This window comes from Mycobacterium sp. SMC-19 (genome assembly GCF_045310815.1).
Taxonomy (GTDB): Bacteria; Actinomycetota; Actinomycetes; order Mycobacteriales; family Mycobacteriaceae; genus Mycobacterium.
In genome coordinates this window covers 274226-295187 of the sequence record NZ_JBJIAM010000003.1, presented here as the reverse complement: position 1 = coordinate 295187, position 20962 = coordinate 274226, and the positions used below count along the sequence as shown (strand labels likewise).

General features: G+C 67.5%; 19 protein-coding genes and 1 pseudogene. 4 read left to right on the top strand and 16 right to left on the bottom strand.

Features of this window, described 5'->3' with window-relative positions; all coding sequences use genetic code 11:
• Nucleotides 1-4: 4 nt before the first annotated feature.
• The 7 genes from ACJH5R_RS08935 to ACJH5R_RS08905 are packed head-to-tail and all read right to left on the bottom strand — an operon-like array spanning nucleotide 5 to nucleotide 6505.
• Nucleotides 5-1120 carry a M24 family metallopeptidase gene (locus ACJH5R_RS08935; RefSeq protein ID WP_406757839.1) on the bottom strand — a complete coding sequence of 372 codons (1116 nt, stop codon included), beginning with the start codon at nucleotides 1118-1120 and terminating at the stop codon, nucleotides 5-7.
• The gene (locus tag ACJH5R_RS08930) at nucleotides 1110-2324 is read right to left on the bottom strand and encodes a M24 family metallopeptidase (protein WP_406757840.1); all 1215 of its coding nucleotides are present in this window, start codon (nucleotides 2322-2324) and stop codon (nucleotides 1110-1112) included. The genes ACJH5R_RS08935 and ACJH5R_RS08930 overlap by 11 nt, the downstream gene beginning before the upstream one ends.
• Nucleotides 2324-3505, bottom strand: coding sequence for an amidohydrolase family protein (locus ACJH5R_RS08925; protein ID WP_406757841.1), 1182 nt, complete (start codon nucleotides 3503-3505; stop codon nucleotides 2324-2326). The genes ACJH5R_RS08930 and ACJH5R_RS08925 overlap by 1 nt, the downstream gene beginning before the upstream one ends.
• A 24-nt stretch (nucleotides 3506-3529) precedes the next feature.
• On the bottom strand, nucleotides 3530-4720 hold the full coding sequence (locus ACJH5R_RS08920) for a cytochrome P450 (RefSeq protein WP_406757928.1): 1191 nt from the start codon (nucleotides 4718-4720) through the stop codon (nucleotides 3530-3532).
• Nucleotides 4721-4770: 50 nt separating this feature from the next.
• Nucleotides 4771-4968: a ferredoxin gene (locus ACJH5R_RS08915; protein WP_406757842.1), complete on the bottom strand. Its 198-nt coding sequence runs from the start codon at nucleotides 4966-4968 to the stop codon at nucleotides 4771-4773.
• 2 nt (nucleotides 4969-4970) lie between these two features.
• A complete protein-coding gene (locus tag ACJH5R_RS08910) occupies nucleotides 4971-5630 on the bottom strand; it encodes a TetR family transcriptional regulator (RefSeq protein ID WP_406757843.1) in 660 nt (219 codons plus the stop codon).
• A gap of 44 nt (nucleotides 5631-5674) precedes the next feature.
• On the bottom strand, nucleotides 5675-6505 hold the full coding sequence (locus ACJH5R_RS08905; RefSeq protein ID WP_406757844.1) for an SDR family NAD(P)-dependent oxidoreductase: 831 nt from the start codon (nucleotides 6503-6505) through the stop codon (nucleotides 5675-5677).
• A 104-nt stretch (nucleotides 6506-6609) separates the two neighbouring features.
• Here ACJH5R_RS08905 and ACJH5R_RS08900 point away from each other — a divergent pair, with 104 nt between their 5' ends.
• Together ACJH5R_RS08900 and ACJH5R_RS08895 are read left to right on the top strand one after the other, a co-directional pair.
• Nucleotides 6610-7050, top strand: a complete 441-nt coding sequence (locus ACJH5R_RS08900; protein WP_406757845.1) for a nuclear transport factor 2 family protein — start codon at nucleotides 6610-6612, stop codon at nucleotides 7048-7050.
• Between the two features lie 55 nt (nucleotides 7051-7105).
• Nucleotides 7106-8349 (top strand): annotated as a pseudogene (locus ACJH5R_RS08895) (HNH endonuclease signature motif containing protein).
• Nucleotides 8350-8377: 28 nt separating this feature from the next.
• Here the strand turns inward: ACJH5R_RS08895 and ACJH5R_RS08890 are convergent.
• Genes ACJH5R_RS08890 through ACJH5R_RS08850 form a run of 9 tightly spaced genes read right to left on the bottom strand, consistent with a single transcriptional unit; the run spans nucleotide 8378 to nucleotide 18356 of the window.
• Nucleotides 8378-9202, bottom strand: a complete 825-nt coding sequence (locus ACJH5R_RS08890) for an alpha/beta fold hydrolase (protein ID WP_406757846.1) — start codon at nucleotides 9200-9202, stop codon at nucleotides 8378-8380.
• 9 nt (nucleotides 9203-9211) lie between these two features.
• Nucleotides 9212-9970, bottom strand: coding sequence for an alpha/beta fold hydrolase (locus ACJH5R_RS08885; RefSeq protein ID WP_406757847.1), 759 nt, complete (start codon nucleotides 9968-9970; stop codon nucleotides 9212-9214).
• A 17-nt stretch (nucleotides 9971-9987) separates the two neighbouring features.
• Nucleotides 9988-10977: a cyclase family protein gene (locus ACJH5R_RS08880; protein WP_406757848.1), complete on the bottom strand. Its 990-nt coding sequence runs from the start codon at nucleotides 10975-10977 to the stop codon at nucleotides 9988-9990.
• The gene (locus ACJH5R_RS08875; RefSeq protein WP_406757849.1) at nucleotides 10965-11801 is read right to left on the bottom strand and encodes a coniferyl-alcohol dehydrogenase; all 837 of its coding nucleotides are present in this window, start codon (nucleotides 11799-11801) and stop codon (nucleotides 10965-10967) included. The genes ACJH5R_RS08880 and ACJH5R_RS08875 overlap by 13 nt, the downstream gene beginning before the upstream one ends.
• Nucleotides 11798-13111: an LLM class flavin-dependent oxidoreductase gene (locus ACJH5R_RS08870; protein WP_406757850.1), complete on the bottom strand. Its 1314-nt coding sequence runs from the start codon at nucleotides 13109-13111 to the stop codon at nucleotides 11798-11800. The genes ACJH5R_RS08875 and ACJH5R_RS08870 overlap by 4 nt, the downstream gene beginning before the upstream one ends.
• Nucleotides 13112-13114: 3 nt before the next feature.
• Nucleotides 13115-14854, bottom strand: coding sequence for an FAD-binding protein (locus tag ACJH5R_RS08865; RefSeq protein ID WP_406757851.1), 1740 nt, complete (start codon nucleotides 14852-14854; stop codon nucleotides 13115-13117).
• A complete protein-coding gene (locus tag ACJH5R_RS08860) occupies nucleotides 14851-15780 on the bottom strand; it encodes a 3-carboxyethylcatechol 2,3-dioxygenase (RefSeq protein WP_406757852.1) in 930 nt (309 codons plus the stop codon). The genes ACJH5R_RS08865 and ACJH5R_RS08860 overlap by 4 nt, the downstream gene beginning before the upstream one ends.
• Nucleotides 15737-17491: a bifunctional 3-(3-hydroxy-phenyl)propionate/3-hydroxycinnamic acid hydroxylase gene (locus tag ACJH5R_RS08855; RefSeq protein ID WP_406781772.1), complete on the bottom strand. Its 1755-nt coding sequence runs from the start codon at nucleotides 17489-17491 to the stop codon at nucleotides 15737-15739. The genes ACJH5R_RS08860 and ACJH5R_RS08855 overlap by 44 nt, the downstream gene beginning before the upstream one ends.
• Before the next feature lies 1 nt (nucleotide 17492).
• On the bottom strand, nucleotides 17493-18356 hold the full coding sequence (locus ACJH5R_RS08850; protein WP_406757854.1) for an alpha/beta fold hydrolase: 864 nt from the start codon (nucleotides 18354-18356) through the stop codon (nucleotides 17493-17495).
• Between the two features lie 138 nt (nucleotides 18357-18494).
• Here ACJH5R_RS08850 and ACJH5R_RS08845 point away from each other — a divergent pair, with 138 nt between their 5' ends.
• Nucleotides 18495-19196, top strand: a complete 702-nt coding sequence (locus tag ACJH5R_RS08845; protein ID WP_406757855.1) for a helix-turn-helix domain-containing protein — start codon at nucleotides 18495-18497, stop codon at nucleotides 19194-19196.
• Nucleotides 19197-19219: 23 nt separating this feature from the next.
• Nucleotides 19220-20860 (top strand): FAD-dependent oxidoreductase, encoded by a 1641-nt coding sequence (locus tag ACJH5R_RS08840; protein ID WP_406757856.1) that lies wholly within the window; start codon nucleotides 19220-19222, stop codon nucleotides 20858-20860.
• Nucleotides 20861-20962: the final 102 nt, after the last annotated feature.

Below are 20962 nucleotides of genomic sequence, written 5' to 3'. Positions count from 1 at the left end.
TCCTTCAACTCGGACTGGTGGTCAACACTTCGTGGCCGTCCTCGGTGATCAATACGGCCTCACGCCCGAATACCGCACCCACCCCGGGTTCGAACACATAACCGGTGACGGCCAGCACCATGCCCGGCTCCAACCTGCCGGACGCCGCGGTCCGCGGCAGATGAGCCGACACTACCGGCGGGTCGAATCCCAGCCCCAGACCATGCGCCACCGGAACCGGCGGCAGCGGCTCCCCGGCGTCGGCGTAGGCACTCAGCAGCGCGCTGCACGATGCGCCGGGACTGCAGGCACCGGACAGCCTCTCCCACAGACCATCCCAGCGCCGGTAGAGAGCAGCGGTGTTGGCGTCGGCCCGACCGCCGACCGGAAAGGTGCGTCCGACCTCGGCGAGGTAGCCGCCGGCGAGCACAGCTGCCGAGATCGCTACCAGGTCACCGGTCCGGACCCGGCCGTCGCCGCTCGCACGCCGCCACGGATGTTCCCGCGAGGTCACCCAGGCGGCGTCTTGGTTGGCCGGGGCGCTGTCCCCTCCCGCGGTCATCGCCTCCATCAGCACCCCGGCCAACGTCTGTTCGCTGACACCGTCTTCCAACGCTCCCGCCGCCGCTGCCAACGCCGACTGGGCGGCCGCCACCGCGGTCCGCAGCGCGGCGATCTCCTCGGCGGTCTTGATGGACCGCGCGGCCCGCATGGCGGGCTCCCCGTCAACGAGGTCGGCTTGCGGGAACGCCAGCGGAAGCAGTTGGGCGAACAGCGGTGACATCGCATCGGTTCCGACCCGTCGCGCGGTCAGCGCCCCGTCGAGATGCGCTAGCGCGGCAATGATGTTCGTCGGATTCCACGAAGCCTCGTTCAGGTGATCGTGCGGAATGTCCTCGGGTACACCTTGATCCGACGAGCTCAGCAGATGAACCGCGCCGCTCGCACGCACCAGTACGCCGTTGGGGGCAAACGAACGGGTGCCCGCCATCCAGCGTTGCGGAGTGCCGGTCAGGTAGCGGACATTGGCCTGGCGCCCCAACACCAGCACATCGAGATCATGCGCTTCCATCTGAGCCAGCGCGCGCTCACGTCGCCCGCAACCCAGCGCCAGCGCATCCGGCGCAACCTCAGTACGCATACGGCGCCTGAGGGTCGTCGGTCAGCGAGAGGAAGCCGTCCTCGGTGATCACCACAACGTGCTTGCTGCGGTATCCGCCGGTGCCGTTCCCCCACACCATCGGCTCCAGCACCAACACCATGCCCGGCTCGAACACAAAGTTCTCGTCGAATTCGGTACCCAGGTCGGTGCCGATCATCGGCGCCTCGCCCGCAGTCACGCCAAGGCCGTGGCCGAGGTAGCCGTGGGGCAACCATGGCCGCCGTCCACCGTTGGCGGTACTGGCCACCCGGGCCAGGTCTCCGGCGGTGACACCGGCCCGCGTCACGTCCAGCACCGCGGAGAGCACCGCATGCCATTGTCGAAACTGCTTCTGCTGGTGTGGGTTCGGGTCGGCTCCGACGAACCAGGTGCGTCCGAATGCCGAGCAGTATCCGCCGTAACTGATCGAGGTGTCAGACCACACCACGTCACCCACGGCCAGCTCCCGATCGGAGGCCAACAGCGGCAGGTCGCCGCGGGCTCTGCCGTCATTCGTCACCTGCCAGATCGGTTCGAGCATGATGGCGTCGGCACCGAATTCGAAAGCCCGCCGCAGGAAGTGCGCCGACAGGTCGCGTGGCCGGATACCGGGATCCAGCGTCGCGTGCACCGCGGCCATCGCCCGTGCGGTGATCCGGCATGCGGTACGGATGCACGACAGTTCATCGGCGGTCTTGGTCAGTTTGGCGGCGTTGACCACCTGAGCCGCATCGACCGGCCGGCGCGCCGCGAACAGCCGCTGGTGAGCACGCCGCATGGCGCCGGTGCATTCGTCGACCCCGACCACGGCGGTGCCCGGGATCAATTCGGCGATGGTTCGGGCGAATTGGTCGACACCTTCGTCGCATTCGAGGAACGCCGGTGCGTGCAAGTGATCGGCGGCCAGATCTGTGTCCCAGGCGTTCCGCAACGGGGCGAACAGGTGCGTCCACGGGTCGTCGGCAAGCACCACGGCGACCGGTCGATCGATGTGGGACAGGCCGGCGTCACCCAGCCGCCAGCTGGTACCGGTGGCATAGGTGACGGCGCTATTGCCTAACAGCACCAGGGCATCGATACCCCGCTCGGCCATCGCCGCTCGCAGCCGGGTGCCCGTTTCCCGGCGCAGCCGGGCTCGGTCCGGGACTTCTGCGATCTCTACGCCGCCGGCCACGGCCGACAGCGTTGCCGCAGCAGCCGCCATCAGACACCCAGGAATGCTTTGATGTTGGCGCTCACCACTTTCGCCGCGTCCTGCGGTCCCAGTGCTGCGACAACGCTGGCCAGCGACTTCTCCGAGTAGCCGAAGGTGCTCTCGTTGTGCGGGTAGTCCGAGGACCACATGACCTTGTCCACCCCGATCTGGTCGATCAGCCGCAGGCCAAGGGGGTCGACCATGAACGAAGCGTTCATGTGGGTGTCCCAATAATGCCGGATGTCGTACTGCAGCTGGTGGGTGAACATGTGTTGGTAGGAGGCGAGTAGGTGTTCGGCGTCCTGCAAAGCGGTCGGAACCCACGCGATCCCGCCTTCGAACCAACCGATCCGCAGTGCCGGGTGACGGTCCAGGATGCCGGAGAAGATGTACTTGGCGAACTGCTCGCGGAATGAGTCGACGTTGACCATCATGCCCACTACCACGCTGTTGACTTCGCAGGGCGTCTTCGGCGGGGTTTCACCGATGTGGTGGGTGATCGGCAGCCCGGCCTGCTCGATCTCGTCCCACACCGGATCCATCACCCGGGCGCCGAAGTCGATGATGTTGCCGTCGTCGTCCTTGCCGGGGTTCAGCGGCAGTAGGAATGTCTTGAGTCCCAAGGATTTCAATTCGTCCAGCGTGCGCCGGGTACCTGCGGGGTCCCACCAGTTGATCAGACCCACCCCGTAGAAGTGACCGTTCGACCGCTCCTGCAGCTCCGCCATGTACTCGTTGTAGATGCGGAACACCCGCTCCCGAAGCTCCTTGTCGGGGAAATGAAACAAAGCGAGTACAGCGTTCGGAAACGCCAGTTCCTTGTCGACGCCGTCGGTGGCCAGCTCCTGGATCCGGGCCTCGATATTGCTGCTGGCCGCACCGGCCAGATCGTCGTATTGCATCAGGACCGCCGAGAAGTCGCCCGGCAGGAATGACTGTCCCTTGCGGCCGACCATGTACGCGCCGTCCTCGTACCAGATCCGGGGCGCCTTGTCCTTGAGGTCCTCGGGAAACCGCTGGTAGAAGATGTCGTCGGCGATCGAGATGTGATTGTCGGCGGAGAACACCTCGGTTCCCGCAGGCAGCCCGACGTTGCCGAAGCCCGCCTCGGCCTGGCCGTGCCGGTCCTTGGGCGCCCCGTAGCCGCCGGCGGGATAGAACGCGGCGGCTTCAGTTGATGTGCTGGACATGTCAATCCACTTCCAATCGGGCGGTTACCAGGTGACGGGGAGCTCGTAGACGCCGTAGGCGAGCCGGTCGTTCTTGAACGGAATCTCGTCGATGTCCACCGCCAGCTTCAGGGTGGGGATGCGCTGGAACAGGGTGCGGAAGGCGATCACCATCTCGGCGCGGGCCAGCTGCTGACCGACGCACTGGTGCGGGCCGAACCCAAACGCCATGTGCTGGCGGGCCGGGCGCGCCAGGTCCAGCGCGTCCGGGTCGGGGAAGACCGAGGCGTCCCAATTGGCCGGCGCCAAGTCGATGATGATGCCCTCGCCGGCGCGAATGGTCTCGCCGGCGATCTCGATGTCATCGAGGGCGACCCGGCGCTGGCCGTTCTGGATGATCGACAGGTAGCGCAGCAGTTCCTCGACGGCGTTGGCGATCGCGGCGTCGTCGCCGTCGCGGAACACCGCGGTCTTCTCGGCGATCCTGTCCGGCTCGCGCAACAGCGCCGCGATACCCAAACCGATCATGTTCGCAGTGGTCTCGTGTCCGGCGATGAGCATCCCCGTGCCCAGCTGGGTGGCCTCCCGTACCGACAGATCACCGTTCGACACGCGCTTCCCCAGGTCGGAGACCATGTCCTCGGCCGGGTCGGCCATCTTGGCCTCCAGCAGCCGCACCAGGTACTTGGACAGCTCGGTGGCACCCGCGGCAAGGTCGTCGGAGGTGGCGTATCGATCCACCCCCATGGTGGCGTGCTGCTGGAAGAACTCATGGTCCTCGTACGGCACGCCCAGCAGTTCACTGATCACCAGGGAGGGAATCGGCAGCGCGAATCCCTCGATCAGGTCGGCCGGTTGCGGACCGGCCAAGATCGCGTCGATGTATTCGTCGGTGATCCGTTGCGCCACTGGCTTCATCGCCTCGACGCGCTTCATGGTCAGTGCGGGCGACAGGATTCGGCGATACCGGATGTGCTCGGCGCCGTCGGAGGTGAACACCGACTTGGGGCGGTGATCGACACTGGCGCGCATGCCCTCGTTCCAGTGCGGGAAGCCGGGCTGGTGATCGTCGACGCTGACGCGGGGATCGGAGAACAGGGTGCGCACCGCCTCGTAGCCGGTGATCAGCCACGGTGTGCTGCCGTCCCAGATCCGTACCCGGCTCAGCGGCCGCTGCGCGGCCAGCGCCATGGTCTCCGGCGGCGGCGCAAAGGGGCACCGGCCGTCCCGGCTCATCGGGTACTCCGGTGTTGCGGTACTGGCAATGGTGGACGCTTCGGTCACGCTCACTCCTCGACGATCTTGATGGCTCCGGACGGACAGACGCGGGCCGCCTGGCGCACGGCGTCGGCCAACTCTTGCGGCGGGGACTGATCGAGCAGGACGACGACGCCGTCCTCATCACGCTGGTCGAACACGCGCGGCGCAAATCCCACGCATTGCCCCGATGACGCGCAGATGTCTTGGTCGGCAGCGACTTTCATTGCTAACCTCCTGGAACTCCGGTGACCGGAGCGAGCCACAGCCCCACGATTGCGTCGATCAGGTCGGAGCCGGCTTCGGTCCAGCTGGCGGATGTCGACGCTCCGGACGCCAGCGCTCGTTCGTGTTCGGCGCAGCTGTGCATCAACAGGTTTCGGGCCATCACATTGCGGGCCTGGTGGACCCGGACCGGAAGATCCGGCAGGCAGGCGTTGATGCCATCGACGACCTGCACCAGAGACGGCGAACTCAGCGCGTCCTTGACGACGATGTTGTGGTAGGCCGGATCGGCCATCACCTGTGCGGCAAATCGCGCGTACCAGGTCGGATTGCCCAACGCGGCAAGGTGATCGGTGAGCGGACGGACCAGGCACGACACCCAGTGGCGCAGTTCGGTGGAATCCACCGCAGCCGACACCATCTCTTCGCGCAGCCGCTCGACCGGCACCCGGTGGCGGCGCTCGATCTCGCGGACCAGGTCGGTCTTCGTGCCGAAGTGGTACCCGACGGCGGCGTTGTTGCCCTGGCCGGCAGCTTCACTGACCTGCCGGTTGGAGACCGCGAAAACCCCATGTTCGGCGAACAGCTGTTCGGCCGCGGTCAGGATCGCCTCCCGCGTGCTGTTGGCCCGCTCAGCCCGCACGGCTCGATCAGCGGTAGTCACGACGTCAGTCAATCGTGGTTCACGTTTTAAGTCAAGCGATTGATTTAATTGCCTGCGCCGTCCGCCGGCTTGCTGCGCCGCCGGATCGCTTTGCCCGCGACAGTCCCGCCGTCCACCGGCAGCACCACGCCGGTCACGTACCGGGAGCGCTCGCCGGCGAGGTAGAGCGCGGCTTCGGCGACGTCGGCCGCGGTGCCCTCCCGCTTCAGGGGCCGGTCGGCCCGCATCGTCTCGCGAATCGCCGCTTCGTACCGCGCCAGGTCATCTGGATCCAGGTTCGTCGCTGCCGACGACGCCACGAATGGCGTCGGAACGTTGCCGGGCGCAATGGCATTGACCCGGATGTCGTAATGGGCCAGCTCAATCGCCGCGGACTTGGTGAATTGGATGACCGCGGCTTTCGAGGCGCGATAGGTCATCACCCCGCCGCCGGCCTGGATGCCGCCGATCGAGGTCAGATTGAGGATCGACCCGCCGCCGGCCTTGGACATCTGCCGGGCCGCGTCGCGGGTACCGGCCATCACGCCGAGCACGTTGACCGCCATGATGCGGTGGAAGTCCGCCAGGTCGTCGTCGAGAAACCTGTTGTGCATGGTGCCCGAGACCCCGGCGTTGTTGACCATGACGTCCAGTCCCCCGAACGTCTCGACGGCCGTTTCGACCAGCGCGCCCACTTGGGCCGGTTCGGAGACGTCGGCGACCCGGAACGTCGCATCCGCACCGAGTTGTCCCGCGAGCGCTTCGCCGCGTTCGCGATCCAGATCGGCGATGACGACGCGTGCCCCCTCGGCGAGGAATCGCTCGGCGATCCCGCGGCCGATACCCGATGCACCTCCGGTGACGATTGCCACCTTGCCGGCCAATTCGTTGCCCATCTGCACCCTTCCGCCGCGACCGCGCTCGTCGTTCGACTCAACCCGTTTCCCCGAGTTCAGTCAAGCGACTGATTTAAATGGCCAGTCGACCTAGAGTCGGCAAGATGACAGGCCCCGTCTCGGCTGATGCTCGGCTGGAGATCTCCGCCCTGCTCTATCGCTACGCCCGCGCCGTCGACTCCAAGGACTGGGCGCTGTATCGATCGGTATTCACCGAGAACGCCGTCATCGACTACACGTCAGCGGGCGCGATCCGCGGCACGCGTGACGAAGTCGCCGATTGGCTGGCGACCGGTTTCCAGGCAATCCCGATGTCGATGCACTACATCACCAACATCGAGGTGTTGGAATACACCGGCGATGCAGCGCTCGTGCGGGCGATGTTCTACAACCCGATGCAGCTGCCCGGCATGACGGGCTTGAGCTACTGCGGTGGCTATTACCACCACGAGCTGGTCCGCGCCGAAAATGGCTGGCGCAGCGCAAACCTGCGCGAGGAGAACGTCTGGTTCACCAATCCCCCGGTCCGTCACGACGTCGGTTAAGCCATCGCAGATTCGGCGGCACAGAGTTGTCAGACCCCCCTGCAATGCTTTGGCTATGACCTCGATCGCACCGGCAGCCAGCGCCGAAGCGCGTGGTGGCACGCCTCTCGAGGTGCTCTTCGAGGAGTTGGCGGAGTTGACCGGTCAGCGCAATGCTGTCGATGCGCGCATGGTGGAGATCATCGCCCAGATCGAACGCGACGAGCTGTGGGGTTCTACCGGCGCACGATCGATCGCGGCGCTCGTGGCCTGGAAAACCGGTGTGTCACCGGGAAACGCCCACACGATCAGCACCGTCGCACACCGGCTTGCCGAGTTCCCCCGCTGCGCCGAAGGCATGCGGGAAGGCCGTCTGTCGCTCGATCAGGTCGGCGTCATCGCGGGGCGGGCCGGCGACGGCTCCGATGAGCACTATGCGCAGCTGGCGGCTTCTGCCACGGTCAACCAGCTGCGCACCGCGGTCAAGCTCGAACCGCGACCCGAACCCGAGCCCCGGCCGCAGCCGGCGCGCTCGATCACCAAAATCACCGACGAGCAGTCCAGCTGCTGGCGGATCAAACTCGATCACCTCGACGCGGCCAAGTTCGACGCGGCACTGCAGTCTCATCTGGATGCCCTGCTGGCCGAGTGGAAACACGACCATGACGGCTGCGCAACAGATCAAGCGTCCCCGCCACCGACGACGGCTGATGCATTCATGCGTCTGGTCGAGGCCGATGGGACTCCGAGACCGCCCGCCGGCCCCACGGGCAGCACACCACCGTGGTGGCGCACCTCGACGTCAAAGAACGGGCCGCGGCGCTGCACCTAGGTCCGCTGCTCTCCGATGACGAACGCCAATACCTGCTGTGCGACGCCAGCTTTGAGGTGTGGTTCGAGCGCAACGGTGAGGTCATCGGCGCCGGTCGCGCCACCCGCGCAATCAACCGTCGGCTGCGCCGCGCCCTTGAGCACCGCGACCGCTGCTGCGTGGTTCCCGGCTGTGGGGCGACCCGGGGGCTGCATGCCCATCACATCCGGCACTGGGAAGACGGTGGCGAGACCGAGCTCGCCAACCTGGTGCTGGTCTGCCCCTACCATCATCGGCTACACCACCGCGGTCTCATCACCATCACCGGAGGCGCCGCCCACCTCATCATCACCGACAACAGCGGCCGACCACTAAGCTCCGCATCACTGGCCCGCCCACCCAAGCAGCCCCCGCCCACAGTGGCGCCGTGTCCTGGGCCCACCGGCGAACGCGCCCAATGGTGGTGGTACCAACCTTTCCAACCGCAAGCACCACCGACAACCAACTAGATCCGATATTTCGATCGCACTCGGCCGATCACCCGGCACAGAAATCCAGCAGTAAGCCGTTGACCTGTTCGGCCTGTTCGATCTGCGGGCAGTGGCCGGCGTCGGCGACGACCGTCGCGCGCCCGCCGGGTATCTGATCGGCGATCTGGGCCGCCCAGCCGGGCGGGAGCAGCTTGTCGCAGCCACCTTCAATCACCAGCGTCGGTACCGAAATGCGGTCGTAGCGGCGACTGCTCGACGCCGGTGGCGGCGGTTCGGCACCGGGCCTGCGGAACCGCGCCGCCGCGATCGCCTCCCAGGCCCCGGGTGCGGTGCTCGACGCGTAGCGCCGTCCCACGTACTCGTCGTCGGCCGGATAGGCCGGGTCGTGAAACAGCGCTGCCACGATCCGGCGCATCGCCGGCACCGTCGCGTCGTAGTCGTAGAGCGCGGCCATGTGCTCGTTCTGCTGGATGTCGCCGCCACCGCAGATGGCTACCAGTCGCCGCACCGGCAACAGCGGCGCCTCCGAGGTGGTATCGACCAGCAGCATGATCGCGCCCATCGAATTGCCGACGAAATCCGCCGATTCGACCCCCAGCGCCGCGCAGAGCCGTGCGACGTGCCGGACCCGCATGCCGCGCCCGTCGTTGAAATCGATCACCTTGGCCGATTCCCCGAACCCGAGCAGGTCGGGTGCGAGCACCCGGTGGCGTTGGGCCAGCGCGGGAATGGTGCGTTCCCAGCCGATCTCGGCGCCGGCACCGAACTCACCGCCGTGCAACAGGACCACCGCGGGGGCCGCCGGGTCGCCTGCCTCCAGGTAGGAAGTGCTCAGGCCGTCCACGACGACGGACTTGCGGGTAACCGGCACGGGGACTCCTCAGTCAGGGATCAGCGGGCCGATCGGCCGGGTCGTGGTGGCGTGCACCAGCAGTTCGGCCAGTTCGGCGGGGCGGCTCAGGAACGGCGAGTGCGAGGCGTCGATGGTCAGCGGTTCGACGCCGAGCCGCGTGCAGACCAGGTCGGCCAGCCAGCGCGGATAGGCCCGGTCCTGTTCGCAGCGAATGAAGCTGCGGCCGATATCGGCCGCCCAGAAGTGCGGCACCGACACTGGCGCAACCGTGGTCTCGCCAAACCGTTCCGGCCCGAGCCGTTCGAAGGCCCACCGCAGCGTTTCGTCATCGCAATCGTGGTAGAAGTACTGCCGTGCCCCGCCGATGTCGGCGAAGGTCATCGTCCCGTCGTCGGCGAAGTGCAGATGGCTCAGCATGTCAGCGGCCGCGGTGTCGAAGAACTGGGCTCCCTCGCTACCCATCGTCATCGCATCGGTGTAGCTGCGGCCCTCTCTGGGCAGAGCCGCGGCAAGATAGATGATGTGGCGCACCAGATCCGGGGCACTGTCGGCGCCCAGGGTGGCGTCGAACCCACCGCCGGAGTGCCCTACCAGGACGTCGCCGGTTTGCAGCACCGCGGCCACGGCCTCCCGGCGGTTGGCCAGGGTGGACTCCTCGTGGAGCCGGGCGCCGTGGCCGGGTAGGTCGACGGCGATACCGGTGTGGCCGATCTTCGCCAACTCCGCGATGGTGCGACTCCAACACCAGCCCGCATGAAATCCACCGTGCACAAAGACGAATCGCATGCTGCTCCTGCCCCGGGTTACTTGATCGCGATCGGATTCACCGGGGACCCGACTCCGCCGGTCACCCGCAAAGGCGGTGCAACCAACTGAAATTCGTAACGGCCGTCGGCGGCGCAATCCGCGGCGAGCGCACCGAGGTCCCAGTACTCCCCGAGCATCAACCCCATGTCGCGCAGGCACAACATATGCAGGGGCAGATACGTTCCCTCGACGCCCGAAACCGGGTCCTCGACCATCAAGTTGTCCGCGGCCACAGCCGCGACGTCATGGGCGTGCAGCCAGGAGGCGCACCGCCAGTCCAGTCCGGCACCCGGTTCGGCACCGTTGCCGGTTTGCGAAAACCTTTCCCACCAACCGGTTCGAACCACCACGATGTCACCGGGTTCCACGCTGACCTGTTGGGCTCGGGCGACGTCGTCGAGTTCCTCCGGGGTGATCGGGGTCCCCAAGGGCAGGAAGGTGTCCGCTCCGCGGTGGGCGACCACGTCGAGCAGCACTCCCCGCGAGGTGATCCCCTTGCCGTCGACTTTGTCGATACCGCAGTGGTAGGCGCCCAGGCTGGTCACCGAACCCGCCGGGAAGCCGTTGTAGAGCTGGTCGTCGTAGTAGACATGCGAGAGCGCATCCCACTGACTGGCGGCCTGCAACGGCATCACGATCATGTCGTCGTTGAACCGGAACGGGTTGTCGACGAAGAACTCGCCCAGTTGCTGCGCCGCGATGTTGCGGTGCCATTCCGGGCCGTACTGCGCCAGCGTGCTGACGTCACCGCCGTCGACGGTCATCACGTGAATCGGGTTGTTCCGGAACTGGAGCGCGCCCTGCGGTCCCGAGGACCCGAAGTCCACCCCGAGCGGGAACACCTTGCCGCGTCGAACCAGGCCGGCCGCCTCGGCGACCTTCTGCGGCGTGATGAGGTTCAGGGTGCCCAGTTCGTCGGCGTCGCCCCACCGCCCCCAGTTGCGGACCGTCTCGGCCACTCGCCGGAACTCGGTCAGGCTGGCCACGGCACCGACCCGTCGGTCAGTGCGGCGGCGGCTCGGCCGCTGATGTTGCCGCCGTCGACCCAGAGCACCTGCCCCGTGATGTATCCGGCGGCCGGGCTGTTCAGAAACACCAGTGGCGCAGCCTGTTCGCCCGCGCTGGCGACCCGCCCCAGCGGTTTGGGAATGTCATCGAGAAACCCCTGCCCATAGCTGCTGCGCAGTTGGTCGAGGATCGGGGTCTCGGTGACGCCGGGCGCCGTGCAGTTGATCCGGATCCCGCGATGCGCCAGCGGGCCGGCGTTGAGCATGCCGTAGAGGATGATCGCTTCCTTGGAAAGTCGGTAGCCGCCGTCGACGAGCGCGGCGGGATTGGCACGGCACCACTGTAATCCGGCAGCCATGCCCTGCGAGTTCAACAGGCCGACGGTTGTCTGCGCGTTCTCGCGGTAGGCCGTCGCCGCCAGCGAGGACACATTGGCGATCGCCGAACCTGCCGGCATCACCGGCAGCAGCGCTTCAGTGAGATGACGCAAGCCCAGAAAATTGATCGTGACCACCCGCTCCGGGTCACCGATGCCCGAGGACACCCCCGCGACGTTGAACAGCGCGTCGACCCGCCCCACCTCGCAGATGGCAGCCACGGCGCGGTCGATGGACGCCGAATCCGCCAGATCTGTCGCGTGAAACTCGTCGGCACTAGCCGCGGGTTCGACCCGGTCCACGCCGACGACCTGCGCTCCGAGTTCGCCGAGCTGCGTCACCAGCGCGGCGCCGATTCCCGACGCGCAGCCGGTGACCACGGTTCGTCGCCCGTCGTAGCGCCACAGCGCGGACGCTGCGCTCACTGCTGGCCGCGTGCTCTCTCTTCTTTGGCCAGCTGCGCAGCCTGCACCCGACCCTCGTTCATCTCGGCCATCGCCTCGGGGATCTCGGTGGCGGTGAACGTGCCGCCTCGACCGGTCGGCAGTCCGCCGAACGAGTAGGACTCATCGAATGCCGGCGCGGTGGGCGCGGGTCGGCGGGCCTCGAGCTTTTCCAGCACCGGTTCGAGCCGCTTGGCCTTCTCGGCGACCGCCTTCTCATCGCGTTCGATGAACTCCGGCAGCACCTCCTTGCCCATCAGCTCGATGGCCTCCATGGTCGCCTCATGGCTGCGCGGGTTGAGCAACAGGATCAGCTCATCGACGCCGCTCTCTTCGTAGCCGCGCAGGAACTCCCTTGCGGTCGCTGGGCTTCCGATCGCCCCGCGGCCCGGCCCATAGGCCAGCGTCGGGTCCTTCTCGACCTCTTCGAGGTAGCGGTTCCACACCCCGGTCCGGCCCGGGGTGTGCTCGCCGGTCATGTAGTAGTGCATGATCCCGAACGAGAAGAATCCACCTCCGACTCCAAGGCGCGCGACGGCCTGCTCATCGGTGGGGGCCACCATCATCGACAGGTCGCCGCCGATCGCCAGGATGTTCGGGTTCACCTGGGGGGTGACCGGGACGCCGTTCTCTTCGAGTTCCTTGTAGTAGCCGTTGACCCGCTCGGCCAGCGGTCCCGGACCGGTGTAGGCGAAGCTCAAGGCGCCGATGCATTTCTGAGCGGCCATCTGCACCGACGCCGGCCGGGTGCAGGCCACCCAGACCGGCGGATGCGGCTTCTGCATCGGCTTGGGCACCACGTTGCGGGCCGGCATCTGGACATGCTGGCCGTCAAAGCCGGTAAACGGCTCCTCGGTCATACAGCGGATCGAGACCTCGAGTGCTTCCTCCCATTGGGTCCGTTTGTCGGCCGGGTCGATCCCGAATCCGCCGAGCTCGGCGATCGAGGATCCCTCCCCGGTGCCGAATTCGACCCGGCCACCGGACAACAGGTCCAGGGTGGCGACCCGCTCGGCCACCCGAGCGGGGTGGTTGACCACCGGGGGCAGGTGCATGATCCCGAAACCGAGCCGGATGTTCTTGGTCCGCTGGCTGGCCGCGGCCAAGAACATCTCCGGCGCGGTGGCGTGGCAGTACTCCTCCAGGAAGTGGTGCTCGGTGAGCCAGACCGTGGAGAACCCGGCCTTGTCGGCCAGCTCCACCTCGTCGAGGCCGTCGGAGAACAGCTGGCGTTCATCGTCGTCGGACCATGGACGCGGCAGCGCGAATTCGTAGAACAGTGAGATCTTCACGTTTTACCTCCTGGGCGATTGGTTGGGAGTCTGCGATTCGGCGAGACGATGGTGCGTGCAGATGTGTTGGGCGGCCACGTAACCGAAAGTCATCGCCGGTCCGATGGTTGCTCCGGCCCCGGCGTAGCTACGGCCCATCACCGGGGCCGAGGTGTTGCCCACCGCATAGAGACCGTCGATCACCGAGTCGTCGGCGCGCAGCACCCGCGCGTCCTCGTCGGTACGCAGGCCACCCGAGGTGCCCAGGTCGCCGAGGATGATGCGGAACGCGTAGTAGGGCGGCTTGCCCAGTGGGTGCAGGTTGGGGTTGGGCAGCGTCGGATCGCCGTAGTAGTTGTCGTAGACACTGTCGCCGCGACGGAAGTCGTCGTCGTGGCCGGAGCGAGCCAGCTCGTTGAACCGTTGCGCGGTGCTGCACAGCCGTTCGGGTGGAACGCCGATCTCGCCTGCCAGCTCCTCAAAGGAGTTGGCCGCCTTGACCACACCGGAGTCCAGCCAGGCTTGCGGTATCCGGCGCCCGGTTGGTACCGGTGCGCCGGGGATCTTCGGGATCGGCAGGTGCCCGGCGACGACGTAGCGGTGAAAGGATCGCTGGTCGGTGACCAGCCAGCACGGGATGTGGGTGACACCGGCCTGCTGTCCGGCGATCATGGCGTGCGCGAAATCCATGTAGGGCGCCGCCTCGTTGATGAAGCGCTCGCCGTCGCCGTTGACGATGAACTGCGACGGCATCATGCGTTCGTTGAGCATGAACTGCAGTCGGCCATCGGGCCAACACAGTGCCGGGAACCACCAGGCCTCGTCGAGCAGTTCGGTCGCCGCGCCGATGCGTTCGGCGGCCCGGATCCCGTCGCCGGTCGCGAGCGGATTGCCGAAGCTCCAATCGTGTTCCAGCACAGGCTGATGCTGCTGGCGCCAGGCCAGGTCGTGGTCGAATCCGCCGCTGGCCAGGATCACGCCGCGGCGCGCCGATATGCGCTGGGCCCGGCCGCCGCGCTGCACCACCGCACCGGTCACCGCACCCGATTCGTCGGTGGTGAGCTCGGTCATCGGCGTGTCGAGCCACAGTGGGATATCGCGTTCGACCATCGCCAGCCGAAGCCGCGCGGCCAGCGATTGGCCGATGGCGGCCATCCGGTCTCCGAAAACCCGGGCGCGAAACATCCGCCACAGCAGCTTGGCCAGCACCGCTTTGCCGCGCCATGATTGACGGACCTGATAGAAAAGCCGAAGGTCCTTGGGCCCCAGCCAGATCCCCTTGGGCGCCAACGCCAGCGGCGCCAGTAGATTCTGTTCCTCGTCGCCGAGCTTGCGCAGGTCGATGGCGGGCACGTTGATGGTGCTGCCCAGTTCGGAGCCGCCGGGCAGCTCCGGGTAGTAGTCGGCATAGCCGGGCTTCCAGACGAACTCGAACCAGGCGCTGGTCTGCTCCAGGAACTCCATCATCCGCGGCGCGGCATCCACATACTGCCGCAGCCGGGCGTCGCTGACCAGCCCGTCGGTGATCGAACGCAGGTAGGTGAGGACATCGTCGGGGTCGGGCGCATAGCCCTCCCGACGCTGCGACGGCGCCCCCGGCACCCAGATGCCGCCGCCGGACAGCGCGGTAGAGCCGCCGAAGTATCGCGACTTCTCCACCACCAGGGTGTCCAGGCCGCGGGCGTGCGCGGCCAGCGCCGCGGTCATTCCGCCGCCGCCGGAGCCGATGATGAGCACGTCGACGACGTGGTCTGCGTCGGTCACCGGAGCACCTCCGTGTGTTCTGCGGTGCGGATGGCGAACCCGGCGATCAGCTCCGGCGCCGCCCGGTAGTAACGACGACCGGTGCGGTAGCCGCCCTGGGCTGCGAGTGCACCGAAAGCGGCTGCCCAGGTGCGGATCTCATGCGCGGAACCACCACCGGACTCGGTGATGTATGTGTTGGTCCAGTCGTTGAGTTCGTCAAGGCGTCCACTGTCCACGATCGACAGGAAGCGCTCGTCGAATTCCGGGTTCAGCGGGGCGAGGTTGTTGGTCCCCGCGGCGAAGTCGCGCGCTGCCGCGATGGTTGCCTCCTGGCGGGCCTGGCGCTGCTCGGCACTCATGGCGGTGCCGTGCAGGATCCGGTCCCGGGTGACCGGCGGCGCGGTCGCCAGTGTCGGGATCGGCGGATCGTGCGAGAGCCCACCGGATCCCACCACGAGTACCCGTAGGTCCAGGCCGGCGAGGAACTCCCCTACCGCCGCGCCTAGCGCGCGGGCGCGGTGTATCGGTCCCAGCGGGGCGGCGACCGCGTTGATGAAGATCGGGATCACCGGGCATGCGCCCGCGTCCCCGAACAGCCGCTCCAACGGCTGCGTCACGGCATGGTCGACGTCCATGGACGCCGAAACAGCCACGTCCACACCGCGTTCCAGCACCGCCTGCGCGCACTCGCGCGCGATGTCGGCCGGAACGTTCAGCGCCCCGAGGTGCGTGCCATAGTCACCGATGCCCTGGGCCGCGGTGCCGACGCAGAACGGCGGCATCAGTTGCAGAAAGAACCCGTTGTAGTGATCCGGCGCGAAGATCACCGTCAGCTGTGGGTTGAAGTCGGCGACGAACGACGCGGCGTCGGCGATCGCGGCGTCGATGTCGTCCATTAACTCACGGGGTGGTCCCGGCAGATTCAGCAGTGGGCTGTGGGACATGCAGCACAGGGCCAGTGTCATCGGTGCGATCACCCCCTTGCGCGGTCACGGCCAGGACGTCGAAGAGTCGTGAGCTCACCTCGGGGGCGCGCTGGGCGATGCAGGCCGCGGCGATGCAACGGTCCGGGCGCAGGAACAGCACCGATTCGCTGTGCCGGTCGAACCAGGCTTTCAGCGCTCCGGTCCGATCGCCGACGATGGTGATCGCGGGGTCATCGGCCTGGCCGGGCGGGGTCCAATGCAGCTGGGTCGACGGCCGCACCGCGATAAAGCTGGCCCCCAGCGCCGTCCACCGTGCGAAGACCTCTTCGCCGAGCAGCGCCCGGGGATTGTTGTTCCAGGCCAATACCGCGAACCCGGCGCCGATCACCTCGTCGAGGAGTAGGTCTGTGCCACTGCGGGTGTCAACGCGCGGCTGGATGAACAGGGTTCCCGCCGGGGAATCGGGACGGTGTGGCTGGTCATGAACGACCGCACCCTGCTCGTAGCGCGGCATCGGCTTGAACCGCATCTCCAGGACATAGCGTTTGAGGGTCGGCACCGCCGAGGCCGCGCGGATCACCCGGTCACGCAGGCCCGCCACGCGGCGGTTGGTCGGCGAAATCACCTTGCCCACCATCGTGGAAAGGTCGATCATCGCGCGGGCGTGCTTGCGGCGCTCGGTGTCGTAGCTGTCCAGCAGGCTCGGCCCGGCCTGGCCGCGGACCACGGCGGCCAGCTTCCAGCCCAGGTTCATCGCGTCGCGGATGCCGCTGTTGTAGCCCTGGCCCTGCCAGACCGGCATCAGATGCGCGGCGTCACCGGCCAACAGCAGCCGGCCGCGGCGGAAGGCCCCGGCGATCCGGGAGTGGTGGGTGTACACCCGGCGGCGGATCACGTCGACATCGTGCGGATGCGGAACGAACGGGGCCAGCATGGCCGCGACGAACTCGGGGTCTTGCGCCTGCTCGTCGGTCTCGTCGGCGTGAATCATGAACTCGAACCGGCGGATACCGTGCGCGATCGAGATCGAGGCGTATGGGCGCGCCGGGTCGGCACCGACCTCGCTGTTGGGGTGGCCCAGTGGATCATTGGCGATGTCGACCACCAGCCAGCGCGTCGACGAGGTGGTGCCGTCGAAGGACACTCCCATCAGTCGGCGAGTGGCGCTGCGCCCGCCGTCGCACCCGACGACGTAGCGAGCCGAGACGGTCTGCGGTTCCAATCCTTCACCGCCGATACTCACCGTGACCGATTCGCTGTGCCCATGCGGCGGTCCCAGCTTCGCCTCTCCTCCGTCGAGCCTCGCTGAACCGCCGGTCTCAGCGATCCCGGTCATCGGCCGGCCCCACAACACCTCGACGTGGTCGAAGCGTTCCAGGCCGCGGAGCAGTTCGGCGTCGACCAGCGGCTGCACGAAGCCGTTGCGCTTGGGCCAGCCGAAACAGGCGTCGGCGGGCGCCATTTCGGCCAGCAGGCGCCGGCGGCCGTCGTAGAACCGCAGGATCTGGTTGGGGACGGTGTGCGGCAGTACGGCGTCCACCAGGCCGATCGCCTGGAAGGTACGCAGCGACTCGTCGTCGAGGCCGACCCCGCGGGGATAGTCGATGAGAGTGTCGCGGTCCTCGATGACCAGGGTGCGAATCCTCTGCAGGCCGAGGATATTGGCCAGTGTCAGGCCGACCGGACCGGCGCCGACCACGACGACTTCGACATCACTGGGCGCGGCCACGCTAGCGCTCCAGCAGGAATTCCAGGTGAAGGCGGTTGAAGGTCTCGGGGTCCTCGTACTGGGGCCAGTGGCCGCAGCCGGGCATCAGTTCGAACCGGGCACCCGGGATCATCGAGGCAATCCGCTTGCCCTCTTCGACGTCGGCCGTCGGGTCATCACTGGTCCAGACCACCAGCGTGGGCGCCGTGATCTGTCCGTATTCGGCCGGCCCCAACAGATTGCGGGCACGGATCTGCGGGTCCTGCAACGCCATGATGTCGCGCATCGCGTCGACGAAACCCGGCAGGCGGTAGATCCGCTGACGGCTGGCGACGATGTCGTCGTAATCCTTCGTCTTGTCTGCCATCAACCACTTGATGCGCGCCTGCACTGTTTCCCAACTGGGATTCTCGACCGCAGCCATCGACAGCGTGATGATTCGCTTCATCACCTCGGGGTCGGCCTGGGAACCACCCGCGGTGTTGAGCACCAGTCGGTGGACGCGGTCCGGGTGGTCGATGGCGGCGCGCGCCGCCACCCACCCGCCGAGGGATTCGCCGCTGATGCTGGCCGTCCGAGCGCCGATCGCGTCCAGCACATCCACCAGGTGCGCCACGTAGTGGCCAACCTCGAGTGGATGACCGGGCTTGTCGGTGTAACCGTGACCGAGCATGTCCACCGACCAGGTCCAGAAGTGCTCGGCGTGGGCGGCGAGATTGCGCACGTAGGCCTCGGCGTGCCCTCCGGAGCCGTGCAGCAGCACCAGAACCGGCTTGGCCGGATCGCCGGCCCGCAAGTACCGGGTCCGCACTCCGCTCGCGTCGAGGTAGCCCTGCTCGAACGCGACGCCCTGGAGGTCACTCCAGACGCTCTCGAACTCCGGCACCGCCCACCTCTTCCCCAGCTCGTATGGAAATGTCATTCTCGTTTTGCGGCATATCAAACGTGCTTTTATCGCACACAGATGTACGTTATATTCAAGAGCATCACTCTCACGCGGGTGTATGTCAAGGAGGCCCTGCCGATGCCCACGCTGATGCCCGACGCGGCCGCCGAGACCGCGCGGGGTTCCCAGACACTGGCCCGGGGGCTGGCCGCCCTACAGGCCGTGGCTGCCGAGCCGCAGGGATTGACGGTCCAGCAGGTCGCCGACCGGGTAGGCGTGCACCGGACGATCAGCTATCGACTGCTCAACACGCTGACCGGCTTCCGGTTGATCGCCAAAGGAGACGACGGCCGGTACCGCTCGGCCGCCGCACTGGCCGTACTCGGAGCCTCGTTCGACAACAACGTGCGACAGCTTTGCCTGCCGACGCTCCGCGCGCTCGCCGACGAACTCGGGACCACGGTGTCACTGCTGGTCGCCGAGGGCGACCAGCAAGTGGCCGTCGCGGTCATCGTCCCCACCCAGGTCGGCTATCAACTCGCGTTCCACGAGGGCAGCCGCCATCCGCTCAGCCTGGGCGCCGCCGGGATCGCACTGCTGGCAGCCATGCCCGCGCGCCCCGGCGAACGCGACATCGTCCCGCAGACCCGGGAGCGCGGTTGGGTGGTCACCCACGGCGAGATCGAGCCCGGAACCTTCGGACTGGCCGTTCCGGTTCGCCGCCGCCCCCCGGCACCGCCGACCTGCATCAACCTGATCTCGCACCGCGAGGACGTGGTGCTGCGCGGCCGAGACGCCGTGCTGGCCGCAGCCGGCCGGCTGTCCGAAATCTTGAGCTGAAGCTGCCCGAGAGGAACATATTGATGTCAGCCGGCGCGCATGGCGATTGGGACGACGACGCTTGGGACAACTCAGTGGACGTGGTGGTCTTGGGCACCGGCGGTGCCGGATTCACCGCCGCACTCACCGCGGCCGTGCATGGCGCATCGGTGGCCCTCTACGAGAAGTCCGACACCGTGGGCGGCACCACTGCGGTGTCCGGTGGCATCGCCTGGATTCCGGCACACGATCGCGCTCCCGGGCTGACCGTCGAGGCAGCTATGGACTACCTGCGCGCCCAATCCTTCGGAGCGATGGACGACGCGCTGGTTTCGACGTTCGTGCGGACCGGCCAGGAGATGGTCGAGTTCGTCGAAGCCCACAGCGATGTCCGCTTCGAGGTCGCCACCGGCTTCCCGGACTACAAACCGGAGCTGCCCGGCGGACGCCCGTCCGGGGGGCGCTCACTGAGCCCGCTGCCCTACGACGTCTCCCGGGTGGGCTCCTGGCAGGACCGGATCACGGCGTTCCCCGCCGACTACAGCAACGTTGGGTTCGACGCCGAGACCCGTGCCCGGCTGCACGCCGACATCGAGGCAACAGCCGCGGGCGATATCTGCGTGGCCGGCACCGCGCTGATCGCCGGGCTGTTGCGCGGCGCGCTCGACGCCGGGATCACACCGCAGACCGGGTGCCGCGGCGTCGAGCTCCTCGCCGACGCCGAAGGCATCGCGGGTGTGCGGGTCGAAGGCGACGGCTTGACCCGCCGGGTGCGCGCCCGGCGGGGCGTCATCTTGGCCAACGGCGGCTTCGAATGGAACGCCTCCCTGGTGGAGGCGTTTCTGCGCGGGCCGATGCGCGGTGCGGTGTCACCGCCGAACAACACCGGCGACGCACTGCGCATGGCGATGGCGCACGGCGCGGACCTGGCCAACATGGGCGAGGCGTGGTGGGTCCCGATCGTCCGGATCCCCGGCGACACCATCGCCGGCGAGCAGCGCAGTCGCAGCGTACGGCTCGAGCGGACCCGCCCGCGCAGCATCATCGTGAACCGGGCCGGGCGGCGGTTCGTCAACGAGGCCTGCGACTACAACTCGATGGCCGGCGCCTTCCACTATCTGGAGCCGCGCGGCGGATACGTCAACGATCCGGCGTGGATCGTGTTCGACGCCGGGCACCTGCGCCGGTACGGATTCCTCGGTGTCGCACCCGATGGCACCGCACCGGACTGGTTCTCGCAATCGCCCGATCTGGCCGCCCTGGCCACCAAGACCGGGATCGACGCCGAGGGTCTGGCACAGACGGTGGCCGCCTGGAACCGCGACGTCGCGGCGGGGGCGGATCCCGACTTCGGGCGGGGATCCAGCGCCTACGACGGCTATTGGGGTGACGACCAGGCACGCACTGTCGCCGGGCGCACCTTGGGGCCCATCGACACCGCGCCCTTCTACGCCGTGCCGCTGTCCATCGGAGCCATGGGCACCAAGGGCGGACCACGCACCGACTCCGACGGCCGGGTTCTGCACGTGAGCGGGCATCGGATCCCCGGCCTGTTCGCCGCGGGCAACGCGATGGCGGGAGTGACCGGCCGGGCATACGGCGGCGCGGGCGGCACCATCGGCCCAGCCATGGTGTTCGGCTTCCGGGCGGGGCGTGCGGCAGCGACCACCGACCCCAGGGGATGACGGGCCGGATGGTTCGCCGTCGCAAGCATCGCGGAAATGTTATTCTTCGCTACCAAGAATTTGAGTCTTTGCCCACGCGTCCGCTCCGGCGGGTGCAGCAGT